Annotated in this window: 14 protein-coding genes and 1 tRNA gene; 5 read left to right on the top strand and 10 right to left on the bottom strand. The window is 35.3% G+C overall.

Annotated features, from left to right (window positions below; translation table 11 throughout):
- The 3 genes from JSS34_05925 to grpE form a co-directional block, all read left to right on the top strand.
- Positions 1-497: transposase (locus JSS34_05925; GenBank protein MBS0185862.1), on the top strand; the 497-nt coding region annotated here is incomplete at its 5' end.
- Between the two features lie 152 nt (positions 498-649).
- The gene (gene hrcA / locus JSS34_05920; protein MBS0185861.1) at positions 650-1,687 is read left to right on the top strand and encodes a heat-inducible transcriptional repressor HrcA; all 1,038 of its coding nucleotides are present in this window, start codon (positions 650-652) and stop codon (positions 1,685-1,687) included.
- Between the two features lie 29 nt (positions 1,688-1,716).
- On the top strand, positions 1,717-2,280 hold the full coding sequence (grpE, locus tag JSS34_05915; protein ID MBS0185860.1) for a nucleotide exchange factor GrpE: 564 nt from the start codon (positions 1,717-1,719) through the stop codon (positions 2,278-2,280).
- 165 nt (positions 2,281-2,445) lie between these two features.
- On the opposite strand, the gene JSS34_05910 is transcribed toward grpE, so the two are convergent.
- The 3 genes from JSS34_05910 to JSS34_05900 form a co-directional block, all read right to left on the bottom strand.
- Positions 2,446-3,306, bottom strand: coding sequence for a hypothetical protein (locus JSS34_05910; protein MBS0185859.1), 861 nt, complete (start codon positions 3,304-3,306; stop codon positions 2,446-2,448).
- Positions 3,307-3,395: 89 nt separating this feature from the next.
- Positions 3,396-3,647, bottom strand: coding sequence for a DUF4111 domain-containing protein (locus tag JSS34_05905; GenBank protein MBS0185858.1), 252 nt, complete (start codon positions 3,645-3,647; stop codon positions 3,396-3,398).
- 2 nt (positions 3,648-3,649) lie between these two features.
- Positions 3,650-4,069 (bottom strand): nucleotidyltransferase domain-containing protein, encoded by a 420-nt coding sequence (locus tag JSS34_05900; protein MBS0185857.1) that lies wholly within the window; start codon positions 4,067-4,069, stop codon positions 3,650-3,652.
- A 97-nt stretch (positions 4,070-4,166) separates the two neighbouring features.
- Between JSS34_05900 and JSS34_05895 the strand changes: the two genes are divergently transcribed.
- On the top strand, positions 4,167-5,045 hold the full coding sequence (locus JSS34_05895; GenBank protein MBS0185856.1) for a phosphotransferase: 879 nt from the start codon (positions 4,167-4,169) through the stop codon (positions 5,043-5,045).
- A gap of 39 nt (positions 5,046-5,084) precedes the next feature.
- Positions 5,085-5,618: a GNAT family N-acetyltransferase gene (locus JSS34_05890; GenBank protein MBS0185855.1), complete on the top strand. Its 534-nt coding sequence runs from the start codon at positions 5,085-5,087 to the stop codon at positions 5,616-5,618.
- A gap of 119 nt (positions 5,619-5,737) precedes the next feature.
- Here the strand turns inward: JSS34_05890 and JSS34_05885 are convergent, their stop codons facing one another.
- The 7 genes from JSS34_05885 to tssK form a co-directional block, all read right to left on the bottom strand.
- Positions 5,738-6,247, bottom strand: coding sequence for a Fic family protein (locus tag JSS34_05885; GenBank protein ID MBS0185854.1), 510 nt, complete (start codon positions 6,245-6,247; stop codon positions 5,738-5,740).
- A gap of 366 nt (positions 6,248-6,613) precedes the next feature.
- Positions 6,614-6,689, bottom strand: a tRNA-Lys gene (locus tag JSS34_05880).
- Positions 6,690-6,848: 159 nt separating this feature from the next.
- Positions 6,849-9,704, bottom strand: a complete 2,856-nt coding sequence (locus JSS34_05875) for a hypothetical protein (protein MBS0185853.1) — start codon at positions 9,702-9,704, stop codon at positions 6,849-6,851.
- Positions 9,705-9,969: 265 nt separating this feature from the next.
- Complete coding sequence (gene tssA / locus JSS34_05870; GenBank protein ID MBS0185852.1) at positions 9,970-11,190, bottom strand: type VI secretion system protein TssA; 1,221 nt, start codon at positions 11,188-11,190, stop codon at positions 9,970-9,972.
- A 35-nt stretch (positions 11,191-11,225) separates the two neighbouring features.
- Positions 11,226-15,377, bottom strand: a complete 4,152-nt coding sequence (locus tag JSS34_05865; GenBank protein MBS0185851.1) for a hypothetical protein — start codon at positions 15,375-15,377, stop codon at positions 11,226-11,228.
- Between the two features lie 4 nt (positions 15,378-15,381).
- Positions 15,382-16,170 (bottom strand): DotU family type IV/VI secretion system protein, encoded by a 789-nt coding sequence (locus JSS34_05860; GenBank protein MBS0185850.1) that lies wholly within the window; start codon positions 16,168-16,170, stop codon positions 15,382-15,384.
- A 13-nt stretch (positions 16,171-16,183) separates the two neighbouring features.
- Complete coding sequence (gene tssK / locus JSS34_05855) at positions 16,184-17,515, bottom strand: type VI secretion system baseplate subunit TssK (GenBank protein ID MBS0185849.1); 1,332 nt, start codon at positions 17,513-17,515, stop codon at positions 16,184-16,186.
- Between the last annotated feature and the right edge of the window lie 260 nt (positions 17,516-17,775).

Raw genomic sequence — 17,775 nt, 5'->3', positions numbered from 1 at the left:
ATTGCCGCAAAGATTTTCTTCATAAAACCTCAACAACGCTCAGCAAAAACCAAGCGATCCTTGTTGTGGAAAAGTTGAAAATTGGCAATATGTCATGCTCTGCCAAAGGAACGAAGAAAGAACCTGGCCGGAATGTTAGGGCAAAAGCAGGTCTGAATCGCTCTATCCTCGATCAGGGATGGGGAGAGTTCATAACTTACTTAAGCTATAAGCAGAAAGAACGGGGCGGTCTCTTAATTTTTGTTGATCCTCGATACACAAGTCAAACATGTAATCGGTGTGAATATATAGATGCGAACAATCGCACTTCTCAAGCCGTATTTAAATGTCAGTCTTGTAAGCATGAAGATCATGCGGATGTAAATGCAGCAAAGAATATATTAGCGGCAGGGCATGCCGTGCTTGCCTGTGGAGAAGCGGTAAGACCAACTCTGCCAAAAACAGAGAAGGCAGCTTTGATGAACCAGGAACCATCTTTAAATCAGCTTGTAGCTTGAATTTAAGGAATCTCCCTCCTTAAGGGGGAGAGGATGTCAAGTTAAAATAAGGATATAATAAAGAATATTCGGAATGCTCTCACTTTTTTGAGAGTTTTATTTTGAAAGATAAACGAAAAGACAGTTTTTTGATAATATAAGTGGGCAGACCGATGCAAACATTAAATCAACGTTCTATAGAAATTTTTAGACGCATTGTAGAAGCTTATGTGGAGACAGGGGAACCTGTTGGCTCTCGAACACTTTCAAAAATATCAGGGTTAACGCTTTCGCCTGCGACCATACGAAATGTTATGGCAGATTTAGAAGAAATAGGATTTTTGTATTCTCCTCATGTCTCTGCGGGACGCCTTCCAACGGAAGCAGGATTACGTTTTTTTGTAAATGGGCTTCTTGAAATGGGCACACTGACACGCGAGGAAAAAAAGAATATAGAATCCTTATGCGATGGTATTGGAAAAAATCTGCAAGAAATGCTTGAAGAAGCTACACTCGCGCTTTCAGGTCTTTCCCAATGTGCAGGACTTGTTTTTGCTCCAAAAACAGAAGCAAGCTTTAGACATATTGAATTTGTTGCGGTTGGAACGGGGCGTGTTCTTGTCATCCTTGTAACGGATGAGGGGGGTGTTGAAAATCGCATTTTAGAAGTGCCCCCTGGATTTCCTTCTTCTGTTTTAACACAAGCCGGAAATTACTTAAATCATCGACTTCAAGGGCATACCTTATCTGAAGCCAAAAATATCATTTTACAAGAACTTGCGGAAGACAAAGCGAATCTTGACGAGTTGACGCAAAAGATTGTAACCATGGGCCTCGGAAGTTGGGCTGAAACACCTTCAGGGGGTACGCTCATTGTCAGAGGGCAAGCTAATCTTTTACAAGAAGCCGCTTTGCCTGAAGACTTTTCAAGACTGCGTGGACTTTTTTCTGTTTTGGAAACAAAAGAAACACTTGTAAATTTGTTAGAAGGAGCAATTGAAGCAGAAGGTGTTCAAATTTATATTGGAACTGAAAATCCCTACTATAATTTAACAGATTATTCAGTTATTCTATCTCCCTATACAAATGGTCGAGGATCGGTCGTTGGAGCTGTTGGTGTTATTGGTCCTACACGGTTAAATTATGGACGTATTATTCCCATGGTCGATTATACGGCAAAGGTTATTACACGTCTTATTGGTCCAAGCTGAATTTTAGATTTTAGATGATGGAGACTTTTATGTTTGATACGGAACATTCTTTCGAAGATCAAGAAACTGAAACAACTCAAGATGCAGAAACAAGCCAGAATTCTCAAGTTTCCTCTGAGGGTAAAGATTTGAAAGCAGAAATAGATCAACTTAAAGGAGATCTCTTACGCGCGCTTGCTGAGACAGAGAATGTTAGAAAACGATCCCAAAAAGAAAGAGAAGATGCTTTCAAATACGCTATTTCAAATTTTGCGCGGGATTTAATCTCTATTTCAGAAAATTTCAAACGTGCGCTTGAAAGCGTCTCTAAAGAAGAAATTGAAAAGACACCCAGCGTAAAGGCTTTTTTTGAAGGTGTTACAATGATAGAGCGTGAGCTTCTGTCTGTTTTTGATCGGCATGGAATTCAGAAGATTATGCCAAATATTGGTGATAAGTTTGATCATAATCTTCATCAAGCAATGTTTGAAGTCGAAGATCCTTCCAAACCTGTGGGAACGATCGTCGAAACCCTTCAGGCAGGTTATGTTTTAAATGATCGTCTGTTAAAACCTGCTTTTGTGGGCGTCTCAAAAGCTGGGAATGCTGGATAAGCCCTTCTAAGTATCGCGTTTCTTCTGCGATAATGATAAGTGGACATATATGCCATTCAATAGGGAAATACTAACGCAATTAATAACGTTTAAACGTTGTTAAATTTTGTAAATATAAAGATTATTGCACCAAATATGGGTTTAGGGGATTTGGTGCAATAATTCTTAAGAATCGTCTGAGGCTTGCTCTTTATATGGATAGAGACGATTAAATTCTTCAAGTGCTTTTTGTCTTTCATCTTCATTTTTAAGAGTAAGGGTTTTTACAATTTCGGTAAAGGAAGAATCCGCGGTTTCTTTGTTAGGTCCAAAGGCAAATGTAATGGTATTCCATTGATTAATTTCTTGTGGGATCATTCCAGAAGCGAGACATAATTTTAAAGATGCAACATTTGTGGGCGCAACAGTTGCAATATATCCTTGAAAGGGGTGTTTTATAATTTGAGCAAACGACTGAAGAAGTCTTTTATATTCTTCGTATGTATATGTTTGTCTTTGAGAAAAAAGCTGTTCAAGTTCTTCCGCAGCTTCATCATCTTTTGGAAGCAATGTCAAATCATTTGTATTAAATTTTTCCTCAAAATAGCCATGGATGACACGTAAAGCAGATTGTGCTATTCCACGGGATCTATACTCTGGGTGAAGAAGAATGGTTGCTTCTTCTCCTGAAAAGTCAAAATTCCCAATAACTTGTTCATCTCTAAGAATGGCCCAATGTTTTTCGATAATATTTCCAACCTCTTCCATTCTATATTGGCGTTCAAAAGCATCAAATTCAAGGCTTGAATTTTCTGAAGGTGTTATAAAGGATGTTTCTTTCGGTGTTGCAGCATGAGCTGCTTGCATTTCTTTTAAAGAGGTTTCATCTGCAAATCTGAAAGGTCTTACTCTATAATTTTGACCTTGTTTATCTGCTATTTCAAGTTGAAGACTTTCATCAGCTTCCATAGAAAAAAGGGATTGGAAACTTCCAAAAAATAGAGAAGAGAGAATGACAAGAAAAAATAATTTTAAAGATGCTTTCATGGAAATACCTTTTGAGGATAAAAATTTTTTTAATTTTTAAAAATTTTTATAACAGTGCTCAAGAAAAAAATAAAGAAAATTTATTTAAGTTAAAAAATTATTCCTTTTAAAAAACTTATAAAACCTAGGATTTCATTGTCACAAATGTTTGGCTTATGATGTTCTTTCCAATTTTCTGCATTTTCGATTAAAGAAGCCCATTTTGGATATGTATTTTTCACCCAATTAGAAGCTTCCTGTTTAGAGGCAACACGATCATTAAGATGCAAAAAAAGTATTCTGCATAATATAACAACAAGATAAGCTTGATAGTCGGATTCTTTAAGGGAAAGATTTTCTATGGTTAAAGAGGCCCATTTTTTTGCAAAGAATAGAGATTAATAAGCCATTCAAAGCCATAAAGCGCATCTTCTTCATAAAGTTTACCATTATTTACATACGGCCTTGCAGAAAGAGGAGGAAGCATACTTTCGAGCATTGCTTGTGTTATGTAAGAACACTCTATACGTCTTCCCCACTTGGGAAACTTTTGTTGAAGATCATGATGAAGAACGCCAATATGTTTTCGAACGTTTGGTGTCAAGGAAGTATGTAAAATAACTGCAACATCAAGATCACTTGTTTGAAAATTAAAATGGTCTGTTACATAAGATCCCGTAAGATATACGCCAATAAGATTCTTTTTTAAAATTTCTTTAAAAAGCGAAGGTAAAATCTTTATAAGAGCGTCAAGCTCAATATCGGCAGTTCTTTTGTTTTTAATCTTTCTGTTACTCCAGTTATATGTATGTTAAAAATATCTTAAAGAAATTATAAAAAGTCTCAAATAGTTTTTTTAAAAAGTCAGGCAGAAGTCGGTTATGGAATTTGAAAATAATGTCCGCTTAATTTATGGAAAAAAGGGAGAAAAATGGCTTGAAAATCTTCCGTTCTTGGTCGAAGGGCTTGCTTCTCAATGGAATTTAGAAGATTTGAAAGTCTGTCCGGATTTAACTTACAATTATGTTTTAAAAGGCCGACAAGGAAAAAATCCAATTGTTTTAAAACTAGGAATTGATCTTCTTGCTCTTCAACAAGAATATGATGCCCTTCAAGCATTTAAAGAGCATGGGGCTATCTCTATTATTGATGAAAATTTAAAGAGAGGCGCTCTTTTATTCACACAAGCAATTCCTGGAAAAACGCTTTCTTCTCTTTTTCCGAAACATGATACTGAAGCACTACAAATTGCTTGCCAATTAGCAACGTCGTTGCACCAAGCTCCTCTTCCTCCAACTCATTCTTTCCCACTTTTGTCAGAGTGGCTTAAAATTATCGATCAAGAGTGGGAATTTCCATTTTGTCAATTACAACGTGCAAGAGATCTTAAGGATGAGTTGCTTAAAAATTCTAAGCAGCACGTTCTACTTCATGGCGATTTACATTATGGTAATATTTTATCAGATAAAGAGAAATGGCTCGTGATCGATCCCAAAGGCGTTATTGGAGATTCTCTCTATGATATGACAGGGTGTTTGTTGAGAGAGCCATTTAAGCTCTTTATGAGCCAAGAAAATATCCTTAATTTTTTAAGACAGCGAATGGAATTTGTCGTGATTTATACAAAGAGATCCCTAAAAGAAATTTGGGCATGGACTTATGTACAGACAATTATGTCGATTTGTTGGTCTTTAGAAGACGGACAAAATGTGGATTCAAAGCGTAAATTTTTAGAAATTTTAGAAGAATGTTTTAAGTAAAGAGAAATACGGAAGACGAAGATCATGCAAAATCCAGCAATTCAAAAAGAAAATATTCATATTGAACCCGCAACTCTTTCAGAATATCCAACTCTTCAAAATCTTGCGCGTTTTTATCTCTATGACATGACACGCTATTGTGGATTTATTTCAGAGGATTGGGCATGCCCAGAAAATGGTCTTTATGAATGCAATGACTTTAAAAAATATTTTGAAGAGGCTTCTTGTAAAGCATATTTTATACGGGTTAAAAAAGAATTGGCAGGCTTTGTTCTTCTAAATAAGAATGGTACTTCTCCTAAAACAGATTGGAATATGGGAGAATTTTTTGTTCTCTCTAAATTTCAAGGAAAAGGCGTTGCTCCTTATGTTGCTCACCAAATTTGGCAGGATCATAAAGGTCAATGGGAAATTGCTGTGATTCCTGAAAATATAAAAGCTCTTACTTTTTGGCGAAAAGCAGTATCCAATTTTACGGGAAAAAATTATACTGAAGAGGTTAAAACCATTGATTATGATGAAGATCAACCTAAAAGACATGTTTTGAGTTTTAGGGTGGATTCAAAAAGTTAAAATTCGAGCTTCTAGGCTTCTTTTCAGTGTTAATTTCAAATTAAGTTTACAAAATATGTATTTTTAAGGATAACATAAGTACTTTTTATAAGTTTCTTTGTGCTCTTACGTATCATAAGTTAGGTTAACAAATAACTTGTGCTTCTGCCTCCAGAAGGATTTTTTTGAAGCAGATTATAATCAAGAAGCTTTTTAATATCTCGAAGGGCGGTATCTTGAGAACACTTTGTTAATTTTGCATACTTACTCGTTGTTAAGTTGCCCTCAAAATTTTCTAACATAAGATTTAGAACTTTCTTATGCCGATCATTGAGAACATAGCTGTTGGCTTTTTTCCAGAATTGGCTTTTATTTAAAGTAATGGCAAAAATTTTTTCAGAATCTTTAATGGCTTGTTCAATACATTTTAAAAACCATAAAAGCCACTCTGTAATATCCAATGTTCCTTTCTGCCCCCCTTCAAGCATATCGTAATAAATTTTACGTATCTGCTCTATTTTACAAGACATACTATAAAAATGTTCTTGAGATTGATCTGAACGTGTGAGCAGCAAATCTGTTTGAGCACGAGCAATACGACCATTTCCATCATCAAAAGGATGGATGGTAACAAACCAAAAATGAGCAATTCCTGCTTTAAAACGAGATCGAGCTTATGTTCTTCATTGAACCAACTTATAAAACGGGACATTTCATGTGAAACACGAGATGCATTAGGCCTAGGATAGGGAAGAAAAATATGAAAATTACCTATAAATCTATCTTTATTTTCGTATAATTTTGGTAACCATTTTAAAATTGAGTTCATTCATCAAGATGTTAAAAATTAAATCCGAAATTTCTTTAGAATCTTTTGCAGTTGCCTTTCTGATGCGAAAAGTCATTTTCTGCTTTTTAGATGTTTGTTTTTAATATTTAATTTTGAAAATGGATGCCTATAAATGCTTATTTAGAAAATTCCAAAAATTGTCTATTCTTAAATTCTTTATAGGAAGTGGTGGGCACGACAGGATTCGAACCTGTGACCACCTGATTAAAAGTCAGATGCTCTACCGACTGAGCTACGTGCCCCTCCTTCATCTGATATCTTTTTAATCCAACGTTTGTCAAGGATAATGTTAAAATGGTATGATCATTTGCACAGGTTTTCTAAGCATTGCCCTTTTATAGCTTTTAAAAGAGTAAGTTTTTATGTATTTTAAAAACAAAAGGGTTTACTTGCTTTTTTCTCTAAAAAGTAAGATTAAATCTTCCTTGAGGGAGTTGGGAAATGTTAAGAATTTCTCGAATTTGACTTCTCTGGTCTTCAGAAAAATTTGAATAACTTCTAAGCTTAAGCGTAAGCATTGGATGTTTTTCCAAAAAGATAGGAAGAAATAGAGCAAGTTCGTGCCATTTTTTTTCATCAGGTTTAAAAACCATATGGCTTTCAAATTCAGCATCTTTTGGATACTCATAATAAATCCCGTCAGAATAATAGCTAGAATTTCCTGGAGAAATCTGAAAAGCTGTTGGAGAAGATCTTAGAGAGAGCGTTTTATAAGTGCGTTGTGTTTCAAAATATCCTCCTTCAAAAAAACCAGTCGAAAATTCTTTGAGTGTGGGAGGTAAAATTTCTGAAAAGTCCCGTAATTGAGAAAGAGAAAGATTATTTAAAGAGACATTTAATGAACTTCTTAAATGTGATAGCACAGAAAAGATAAGTTCTGATGTTTGTGTGCCATGAAAAAACCCTATATGTAAATTTTCAAGTTTAAGACATTTTGGAAGTTCATCTTTGAAAAATATTCGTGCAATGTCTTCTTTTAAACAGTAATTAAAAGTTAAGTTTTCAAGAAAGGGTAGGGTGGCTTCAAGCCAGTCTGTCTTTCCGTGTTCAAGCGCGAAAAAAACCACATGGGTATTCGGCAAGCCAGGATTTTGTGTGTTCGGGTGGAGAGGATCTTCCATATCCAAATTAATAAAAGATGGATTTGATTTAAAGAGCTCAAGCATATCCGTATTGCTTAAAGCGGGCGTGCTTCCTATTGACAAAGAAGCGAGGGTATTTATAAGAGCTTGTCCAGCCGTAGAGTCTTCGAGGTTAAAAACAGACAAGATAAGCCTTTTGGCAAGGGGGATTAAGACCGCATTGTAACGATAAGCAGACTTAATAACACTGCATTTCATCTCAACAGATTCTAAGTCAAGGCCATAGGTGAGATTAACTTGATCTTGAGGAGGAAGGGTTAAAAATAATTTTTCATAAGCCTGAGGGGTTAAAAAAGAAGCTAAAGTTTCAAGAGGAAGCGTTTTTTGAAGATCCTCAATATCAACGGTTTGTCTCCAGTCTCCTTCCATTCTTGGAAAGCGTTTGAGAAGACCATGGCCTGGAGATCCATTCTCCATAATAAGTATAAATGCTTTTTTTCCATTGATGAAAAATGTGATGTCATCAAAGTAATCTCTTTGAATTGGACTATAAAATAAATTTTCTCCTTCCCAGGTGAGGGCAAAATTATCTCGAGATAAAAAACGACAAAGCGTGTCAAATCCTCTGGAAACAGCTTCTTGGTTTTCTTCAAAGGCTAGACACTCTGAAGCAGGGTTTCCATAAAAAGAATGTGTGAAATTTAAAAAATTTATAAGACCAGGTGCGAGCTCATAATCTTTTTCTCCTTTCTTTCCCATTGTTGATTTTAAGTATCGAACCTTGGGAAGAGCAGAACAAAGAGCGGCCATTTTATTGCGTCTTTCTTGAGACAATCGTAAGTCTGGGTTTTCATTAAGCCAAGCATAATAAATATTTAGAGGATGATCTTCTTCCAAAAAAGGGGCTTTAAACAGATATTTATTGGTAAGAGAAGCGGAAGAAGGAACAGAGTCTTGGTAAAGAGACGGAACGGAATTTTCTTCAGAAGATGGCTTTTGAAATTCAGAAGTTGGAAGTTCTTCTTTCTTAAGTCGACATACACAATCTGAAAAGTTTGAGAAAAGAGTTTCAATACAATCGGAAAAAGGGTTTTCCCCAAAAAAAGCTGTTTGATATTGAAGGAAAGAAGGAAGAGGGCTTTCAAAAAAATCATAGCCAAAATATAAATAAGAAGCACGTGTAGGATCTAAAAGATTCTTTTTTAAATCCTCTGGATTATTTCGAATATCCCAATACATCTCTTCTGAAAAGATTGTTGTTGGAAAGGATGGGCGCAAGGTTTCGGCTTCAACGTCCAAATATCCTGAAAAGAAGTTTAAAATGTCATCTGCTGTTTTTGCTTTTTGCCAAAAGAAGAAAAAAATAGAACGTTGGACTAGAGCTTCTGGAAAATGATCTTGTTGATGCTGCTGTTCATGAATCGCTTTTGTAATAATGTCAATAAAACGAATGGCTTCAAATTCATTTTTTTTATTTTTTAAACGGCGTAAGGTTTTCGTGAATTCAGTTTCAGGAGCAGAAGGAGATAAAGCATGCTCATACATTTCAAGCTCTCCTTCCTTTAAAAAATCCGATTCAGAGAAAGTGTTTTCATCAGAGAAAGTTGAAAGAAGAACTCTTAAACCTTTTGTTAATACCAAGAGGTCTGAGCGTAATAATCCCGAATTGCTTAAATTCTCATCATTCGTAGAATCGATGAGCATTCGGACCTGCTGAGAAAGAGTCATTTTTAGTTCATGTCCGCAAAATTCTGGAAGTTCCCTAAGAAGCTTTTGGTATTTATCAGGTTGGAGGGGTGTTGTAGATTTTGTTAATAAACCATAAATAATGCTCTTAAAAGTTGTTTCATCTGCGGGTGCTTTGAATTGATCTTCAACCATCTTTAAAAGCTGTCCAATTCTAAAAGGATCTAACTTTCCCAAGGGGTTCGCCGATTGGTTGGCAATCAAAAGAACGCCATCGGGAGATGGGAAAAGATGCATGACGAGAGCCGTTGTGGCATCGCTTGGAAAACATGCTGACTTTATCGTTGAGATACTTTGCGGATGGGGTGGAAAATTTGGATCAAACCGAGAGGTTAAAGAACCAAAAAAACGAGCATTTTCAATTTTTTTTTTGCTCTTGAGTGATTTTTCATTAAATGATCTTCCCTGAGAAGAGCAGGTGACACGCATCCAATCTTCTAGCCCAACCAAAAGCTCCATGCTTTGAGAGGAAAACGGAGAAAAAATTATCAGAAAAAAAAGAGTTAGAAATAAAAAACGTGATTAAGTAAAAAAATAATTTAAGCTCCTCAAAAAATAAAATAAAAAATCATTTTCTCAATTTAAATTAAATATTCTTTAGTCAAAATTCAAGCATTTTAAAGATCTTCTATATTTTGAATGTAGCGTGTGGCTTTTAAAAAATTGACCAAACTTTTAAATTCTTATTTAAAAGCTATTCAGAAACAGAAGGATGAGATGTTTTTTGAATTCCTAAAAATGTTAAAAATTGATTTAAATCAGTGGTTTCATTCAAAACATCCTGAAAAACTTCTTCGAGGCTCATGTGTTCCCATTGAAGAGCGCGTTTAATGAGATAAGGAGAAAGGCTATGGGGTTCTGTTTCCATAAGAAAAGTCTGAATCTCTTGTAAAAGACGATAGGCTTCCTCTCGAGAATTAAAAGACGATACAGAAGTTTGGCTCTTCTCTATGGGAGTTTCTTTTGGAGTTGTCTCCTGCTTTCTGGAAGGTGGAAGAGTTTCTGACAAGGGTAAATCTTTGAGGGGCGTTTCTTCTGTAGATTCTGATGAAGAGGAAACAGGATCTCTTCTTTGTTCTATTTTTTCTGCAGAAACATCCTCTTTGCGTTCAGCTTTGATCTGATCTATGAGATTAAGAATATCTTTGAGGCTCCGACGCAGTGTATAAAGCGAGATTTCAGAAGATTGATAATGTGTAAGAAGAAATTTCTCAAGCGTCTCGGTTTCTTTCAGAGCAGCTTCAAGGCTTTCAGAAAGCGTTTGATAAAAAGTATTGGGTGTCTTAGCAATGGCTGCTTGAATATTTTTTAAAATAGGGCGTCCTTCATTTTGTGCTTTTTGTTCTAGTTCTTCTGGAGATTCGGATTTTTGAAATATCTTTTCAAGACCCAAAGCTTCTTTCCAATCTAAAAATCGATAAGAAACAGTTTGAGAGAGTGACTTTTCAGTGATGAATGTTTCACAAAGCCGGGAAGAAAGCTTTTCATTGAGCCAATGAAAAGGGGCCAAACGGTAGTCATTATCCCCTCTTTTTAAAGGCGGATACCCCGTTTCCCAAAAAGAAAGACAAAGGTCATTAAGCAGTTTTAATCCTCGAATAAGACCTTGTAATTGATAAAGCTTAATCCATGCCTCAATAAGCCAAGCCATAAGCTGAAAGTCTTTAGTTCGTGTTGAAAGAGCGTCCGTTGCGAGTTTTTCAACCTCCTTGAAGTTGGCCACTTTTAGGGTTTTTTTCCAAACACCTTGAGGCAACATGGGGTCATCTTCTTGTCGTGCTAAGCGAATTTTATTATATACTGGGTCATAGGCAAGAAAAACACCAGCAGGCTCTTTACCCTCAAAAGGTTTTAAAATAGGATCACAATCTTCTTTTTGAGTTTGTTTTTTTGAAATTTCTTTTTTTGAGGACATAAAATACAAATCCTTCTATTTTTTTGAGGCTTGATTTAGTGGCTTAGGACAGGAGCCGCATCTGGGAAATAGGGAACGGTTAACACTAGTCCTCCTTGTTTTTCAGGCGCTTTAGGTGTGATGCGCATAAATAATTTTGCAGGTATGGAAGAAGGATTATTAGGTGTTAACGCTCCTCGTGTCGGAATTTTAAAAAAGAGAGTTTGAGGGTTAGGATCTGTTAGGTTTGAGAATTCTGTAAGAGGAGTGTCTTGCATTAAGATTAACTCAAGAAGAGCCCAAGGGCCGTTATAAGTATAAGTTGCTGTATTTCCTGTGACAGAAAGGTTAGGCTGGTTACCATCTGTCATTGGCTGGTTTGGGCCATTTGACGCCCATTGAAAAGAGACAGTAACGGGCGTACCATAAGACCAAATTCCTGAGAAATTTGCGCTATGAAGATCAATATCTTGGGGTCCCACTTGAATAACCCAATCTATAAGTTGACTTGCGCCAACTTCATGAGAACGGTTAACACGAAATTCAACGTCAAAGTCATAAGTTGGAAGATCGGAAAGATTTTTTGATGTTAAAAAAGGATCAAAAAAAGCACGTACATCGTCCATAGCCATGATGAATTCAAGCGCACGATCTTTTGAAATTCCATAACTTTTACTTGCGTTTAAAAATTCTTTAGCAGACACGACAAGGTTATCATAAAGACTAAAAAATGCTTTGATGTCCTGAGGCTCTGCATAACCTGAAGCGTTCTTAGTTGCCGTGCCAATGAAAGGAAATTTGCCTGCAAGGCGTGTATTGAAAAAGGTTTGAATTTGATCATAATGGTTGAGGGCTATTTTCCCTGACAGAGCTTCACATCGTCCTAACAAATCTGACCTTAATTCTTGAAGACGATTTGTAAAGAAATCTTGATGTTCTGGTGTAACAAGAGGATCTAATTTTTGAGCACAATTAGAAACCGTAATTGTATTCATGTCTTTTAGAATAAAATTTTGGAGTGTTGAAATTGAATTTCCAGGTTTTTTATTATTAAAAGCTGTGACAGCATCCAAGATGAGGGTCCATTTTGTTAAAAGGCTTATATTTTCACTCATTAAATGGAAATCACTAAAATTTAGAAAGTTTAAAATTGTGGCTGCATAATTGACAGATAAATAAGAAATACGCTCTCTTATAAGATCAAGATATGCTCTAAGGCTTGTTTCATCGGGAACATTATATGATAAAAAGGCAGCATTCATATCACCTGTCCACTCTGAAAAAGTTGTGTCTATAGGCTCATAAAGACCTTCTGACTCAAGGACCTGGTCAATATCTAATAAAATTTGAATAAGCTGATTACTTAATAAATCACGAAACTCAAGAAATATAATATCAAGGTTTGCGAGTTTCATAGCTTGAATAAGGGTCATGAAGGTTGGAATATTTGGTTTTAGATTTGCAATTTGTCGTCTTATGGCTTCTTCAGGTGCGTAATTTTGTAAAAAAATAGTAGAATCTACAAAATCTTGGGCTTGAGCAAGGAGACTTGTGACTTTTTGTTGTGTTGATTTTACTGAAATCAAACGAAAAGCTTCTTGAAGGCCTAAAGGATATGAAGTTAAATTATCAGTTAAAAAAGTGTTGAATTCATTGACAAGGTCCAAGGCTTCATTGACAAGCTGACCATCCCAATAGAGCTGTGTATTCGGAAGTATTTCTTTTGCAAATGCAAGCTCGTCGGAAGGTTCCATAAAAGACATTGACAGAAATTCAGCAAAAGCTGACTGAACACGTAAGAGGCCTAAAGAAGGGCCTGAGACAAGCTTTCCATTTTGAACTTCAAAGAACGGACCTGTAAGATTGGACCCTATCTTAAGAAGCTTTTCTTTGAATTTTTTAAAACTGGTATTCGCTTCGAGAACTAAATTATCACCGATTTCGTTTGTAAAAAAATAAGATTCATAAATCATCCCAATGATTTGATTATAGGTTTCTCCTGGATCAAAAGAATCAAAATTTAGCCATTCAAGATGAGGATTATCGAGAAGAGAAATAAGAGTATTCATTTTGGTTAAAATATCATCAAGATCATGTCTAAAAGGGACTTGACCGGTTGAAGGTAATTCAAAGATTTTAAATGCTTCTGAAAGCGTCAAAAGATGGTAATTGGTAAGATTTTTTTCAAAAATAGAAAATAAAAATAACTTAAAGAGAGATTTTAATTTTTCTTGAGCTTCTACTTTATAAGAAGAAAGGTCGATAGGATTTTCTTTTATTTTTAAAAAAGAACGTTTATAAAATTCTCCTTTTCCGTAAGCTATCTTTGGGAGATTAAATCCAAAAAGATAAAAAACCAGGTCGCTTATATGTTGGGTATTAGGATCATTGGGGAGATTATTGTAAAAGTTTATGTATTTTTCAAGTTCGCGAAGACTTACAACATAATTATTTAAATTAAAGAATTCAGAGGTTTGAAGGGGATCTATGGGGTTATTTACGAGTTCTGAATTTCCTGTGTAACTTGCAACGGGGTTTTTAATAATTTCATTTGCTTTATCCACAAGTTTGCGTCCAATAGCGTATAGAAATATCTCTTCATTTGAAAAAGAGAGTACTTTTTCAATACTATTGTAAAAGAAGCCTGTCCAAGAGGGTGGGAGGGTATAAAAGAAGAATTTTGTATGCTCAAGTTTTGACATTAATAAAAGGAGCGTTTTAGCTCTATCGCTAAAAAATTCAACATTTTCTGAATCTTTTTGAGTGTTTAAAAATTCTTTTTTCTCTTCAAGATCAACGAAAATTTTCTGTAAGAGGGGATTGAGATCAAAGATCGTTTTATGAAGGTTTTCATGATCTCTCCAGATCCCATAACTGAGCATTAAAAAAGTTAAAAAAGTAACAACGCGCATAACATTAATGGCTCTACTCGAAGCAATAATGCGTCTTTGCCCGGGGGTTGCAAGTATATATTCAGGGAAAATTTTATCTTCAAGAAGTTGCGTAACAAAGGCAACTTTTCGGTCATTTATCATATTATAAGCATTCAGAGGCTGTCTGCCCTCTAAATTCGCAAGAGCTGTGTCATTTTCCACATCTTCAGGTTGCCAAGAAGTATCTCCTGTAAAATAAATCCCTCGGCAAAAAAAAGCTTCTCGATATCCAACATTTTTAAAAATACTTGTTAAATATAATTGTAATGTTTCTTGAAGTTTCTGAAAATTTTGAGGGAATAAGATAACTCCATCCTTAAGCGAGTCATCAATATTTAAAGTAAAAATTTCAAGTTGATTCAATGTTAAAGACGCCATCATATCTTCAAATGCTTCCTCTACCCATTCCCCTTGAAAATTTTCAAGAGGGTCATAAGGTGAAGACCATCCAAATATTTGAGCTTTTTGAGAAGAAGAAAGGGAGCTTGTAAAATTTTTAAAACCTGGGATGAGGTCGCACTTTGTAATGACAACATAAATTGGAATATTAAGGCCTAACTTATTTTCTATAAGAGATAGTTTTTGGTAGATTGTATTAGATCTTTCAAGCAGAGAATCTACATCTAGATTTGAATTGTTCCATAATTCAGTTGCTGGAATTGTTAAAATAAGACCGTCAAGCGGGCGTTTTACACGGAAGTGAGAAAGAAGCCTAAACAAACGAATCCAGTTTTGATTATTAGACTGAGTTGTTTTTTCTTCAATCAAATAACTTCCTGAGATATCAAGTACAACGCCTTGATCAAAAAAAGACCAGGAACACCCAGCCTCCTCTCCCTCTTTTAAAAGGAATGGCTTTCCAAGTGGCAGAGGAAGGTTTGCATTTTGAATAAAAGTCGTTTTTCCAGAATTTTCAGGGCCGATGAGGAGGAACCATGGAAGTTTATATTTATAATCGGAGCCCCCAATATTTTTACGCAAAACTTGCAAGGCATTTACAAAAGATTTTCCTAAAGGTGTAATTGGTAAATACCCAAAAAGCGCAATAAATTCAGTAAATTTACTGCTTTTAAAGATCATGTCCTTTTCTTTTGAAACAGGCTGAGATGTAGAAGAAGGCGCAGAAGAAGGGGAAGAGCTTTTTAAACTTTTAAGAACAATGTAGGTTAAAACACCAATTACAGAAAGCGCCGTAAAAAGAAAACTTGTTACCATATAGGGAAGATATGGCTCAATGGCGCTAAGAATCATTTCAATATCAAAAATTGTATTCATTTCGTTAGGAAACTTTCATGTGATGACTTTTTTGACTCATAATTTTTTGTATGATTTGATAGGTATTTGATGTATCTACATACCAAAGAATAGATGCAATGAGTCCCATGCCAAAAACAAGTCCCACAAAAGCACCATACCAAATTCTGGGATTTGGAAGATTATGAATGAGACCTTCGTCAAGTGTATATCCGTAAGCTTCTGGAAATAATAAATATGTGGAAGTTTGAAAATCAGGTTCCTTTCGAACAACAAATAAAAATAGATTATCCATATAATTTTTTAAAATTTGTTGATTATCTGTTCCTCTATATTTTCCTTGAAATCCTAATGCTAAAGCAAAATAATACAAAGCTCCTAAATCAATTTTTAAAGGATCTCTATTTAAAAGATAGGCATCTAAATTTTCAAAAAACTTATCTCCAGCAATTTGTGTTTTAAAAATTTTTTGTTCAATGAGAAACATATCCCAAACACTTTGACCAACCCAATTAAGATTTAAAAATATTTCGTCTGCTAAGGCAGCCATGATATAGAGAGCTTCTTGATAATAGGCCATTAAAAAATCTCCCCCTTCATGAGAGACTGTAAATTCTTGTGCTTCCAAAAGGCTGGAAATATTTTTTGAAATGGTGGCTACAAAATTATATAGGATGTCTTTGTGGCTTTTTTCATTTTTGGTGTCAGAAATAGATATTCCTTCAAGAGCGATTGTTTTTTCAGCAACAATTTGCTGAAAAAACTGTGTAAAGTTTTTTAAAATAAACGAGTTTTTTAAGTTGCTTGGTAACATTTTTAAGCTCTTTTTAAGTTTTCTTCGTATAAAGAATAATTCCTTGAGGTCTTGTTTCAGGTGAATCCATAAGATTTATAAGACACAGGGGTTCGCCTGATTTTATGAATTCTGGATCATTTGTAATTGTGACAAGAAGACCATTTTGGGGTGGGGATATTCCAAAGTCTGAGTCATTTTCGATGACTTGGCGACTTGATCCTAAGATACGCCGATCCCTTACATTTTTTAAGAAAGATTCAGATGCTATAATGGTTCCTCCCAGCCAGTCAACAAGATCCGATGATCCAAAAGTGGGGGTTCCACGTAAAGAGACAAGAAATGTTGGATCTGAAACTTGAGACGGTAATTCAATGGAAAAGACACGATCACATTGACCAAAAGGAAGGGCAGAATAGTTTTCTTGAATAATTTCGATCATGCTGATGACAAAACTTACGACTTGGTCAAAAGACTGGAAAATAGAATTGTGTTGATAGGGTGTAAAAAGAGGCGCAACTTGACCACGTTTAAGGGTGGTAAGATCCCCGGCAAGGGATAATAAAGCCTGGTATAACCTATAAGGATGCGTGATATTTGTCCCCAGAAGATCATCGAGGATTGGAATTTGACGCACAATAATCTTTAAAAGCTCCTCGTATTGCAGAATAAGAGGTTGTGCTGTTGGTGCGTTTGTTTGTAAATTTTCAGAAAGAAAAGCTGCTTTATCTTTTAAATGTTGAAGGATATTTGCAATGACTTGTCCAAGTATAGACGTTCTGGAACAAAAGGTTTGAGGGGGAAGAAAGGATGTTTGTTGATAGCTTTCATTAACAAATTCTATTTCTATAAGTGGGAAATTTACATATTGCGGAGGCGGTATATTTCCAACTAAAAGATTGATGTTTGGAACGATACGAGGAATATAGATTGGGTTTTCTCCTGTATTGAGATCTACACAAGGCTCACCGGGGATAGAGAGATATCTTGGAAAATCGCCTGTTAAATTAGATCCATTTGGATTGACAAAAGGAACACCCAAATAAATCATTAAAGGGCCTTTGCGAAATTCATCATTATAAACAGTCAAATCTATTTGTGGGATATAATTATTTTCCTCCGTTACCGTAAGAACAGTTCCGTCTGGCAATATGGCATCAAGTTCTAAAATGCTCAATTTTCCACTCACGAGAAGCACACGGTCAATTGTAAAGGCTGAAATTCCCCAGAAAAAAGGTTGAGCTGCTCTGAGATAACGGCACATAAGAGATTCATAACGAACAGAATGTTGCTGGAAATGCTGAGGAGCGATCAACATTCCTTCATACCATTGAATGGCATCAAAAGCGTGTTTCAAGGATTGCATCTTGTTCTCTCCCTCATCGTTATTTTATCTTCTTCATAAGTTTGTGACTAAGCTTACACCAAAATTATAGAAGGGAGAAGATCCTTCCCATAAAAAAAGGCTTAAATTTGGGTTAAAGGTGAAAATTAATCACAATAAAATGAAAACAGAGAAGTGATTTGAAATATCAAATTTAAAAAATAAACAATAGAAAGGGACATTAAACTTAACCCGAACTATGGATAAGAAGGAAAAGTCATAAAGGAATGTAAGGAAGGTTT

The sequence above is a fragment of the Pseudomonadota bacterium genome, from assembly GCA_018242545.1.
Taxonomy (GTDB): domain Bacteria; phylum Pseudomonadota; class Alphaproteobacteria; order 16-39-46; family 16-39-46; genus 16-39-46.
Note: the sequence above shows the minus strand (reverse complement) of the source record. Positions and strands in the feature narration are given on the sequence as shown.

Bases quoted from the DNA above. Each gene is read 5' to 3' on its own strand.
- JSS34_05895 (MBS0185856.1), top strand. From the start codon at position 4,167: ATGGAATTTGAAAATAATGTCCGCTTAATTTATGGAAAAAAGGGAGAA.
- grpE (MBS0185860.1), top strand. From the start codon at position 1,717: ATGTTTGATACGGAACATTCTTTCGAAGATCAAGAAACTGAAACAACT.
- tssK (MBS0185849.1), bottom strand. From the start codon at position 17,515: ATGCAATCCTTGAAACACGCTTTTGATGCCATTCAATGGTATGAAGGA.
- tssA (MBS0185852.1), bottom strand. From the start codon at position 11,190: ATGTCCTCAAAAAAAGAAATTTCAAAAAAACAAACTCAAAAAGAAGAT.
- JSS34_05875 (MBS0185853.1), bottom strand. From the start codon at position 9,704: ATGCGTGTCACCTGCTCTTCTCAGGGAAGATCATTTAATGAAAAATCA.
- JSS34_05865 (MBS0185851.1), bottom strand. From the start codon at position 15,377: ATGAATACAATTTTTGATATTGAAATGATTCTTAGCGCCATTGAGCCA.
- JSS34_05860 (MBS0185850.1), bottom strand. From the start codon at position 16,170: ATGTTACCAAGCAACTTAAAAAACTCGTTTATTTTAAAAAACTTTACA.
- hrcA (MBS0185861.1), top strand. From the start codon at position 650: ATGCAAACATTAAATCAACGTTCTATAGAAATTTTTAGACGCATTGTA.
- JSS34_05910 (MBS0185859.1), bottom strand. From the start codon at position 3,306: ATGAAAGCATCTTTAAAATTATTTTTTCTTGTCATTCTCTCTTCTCTA.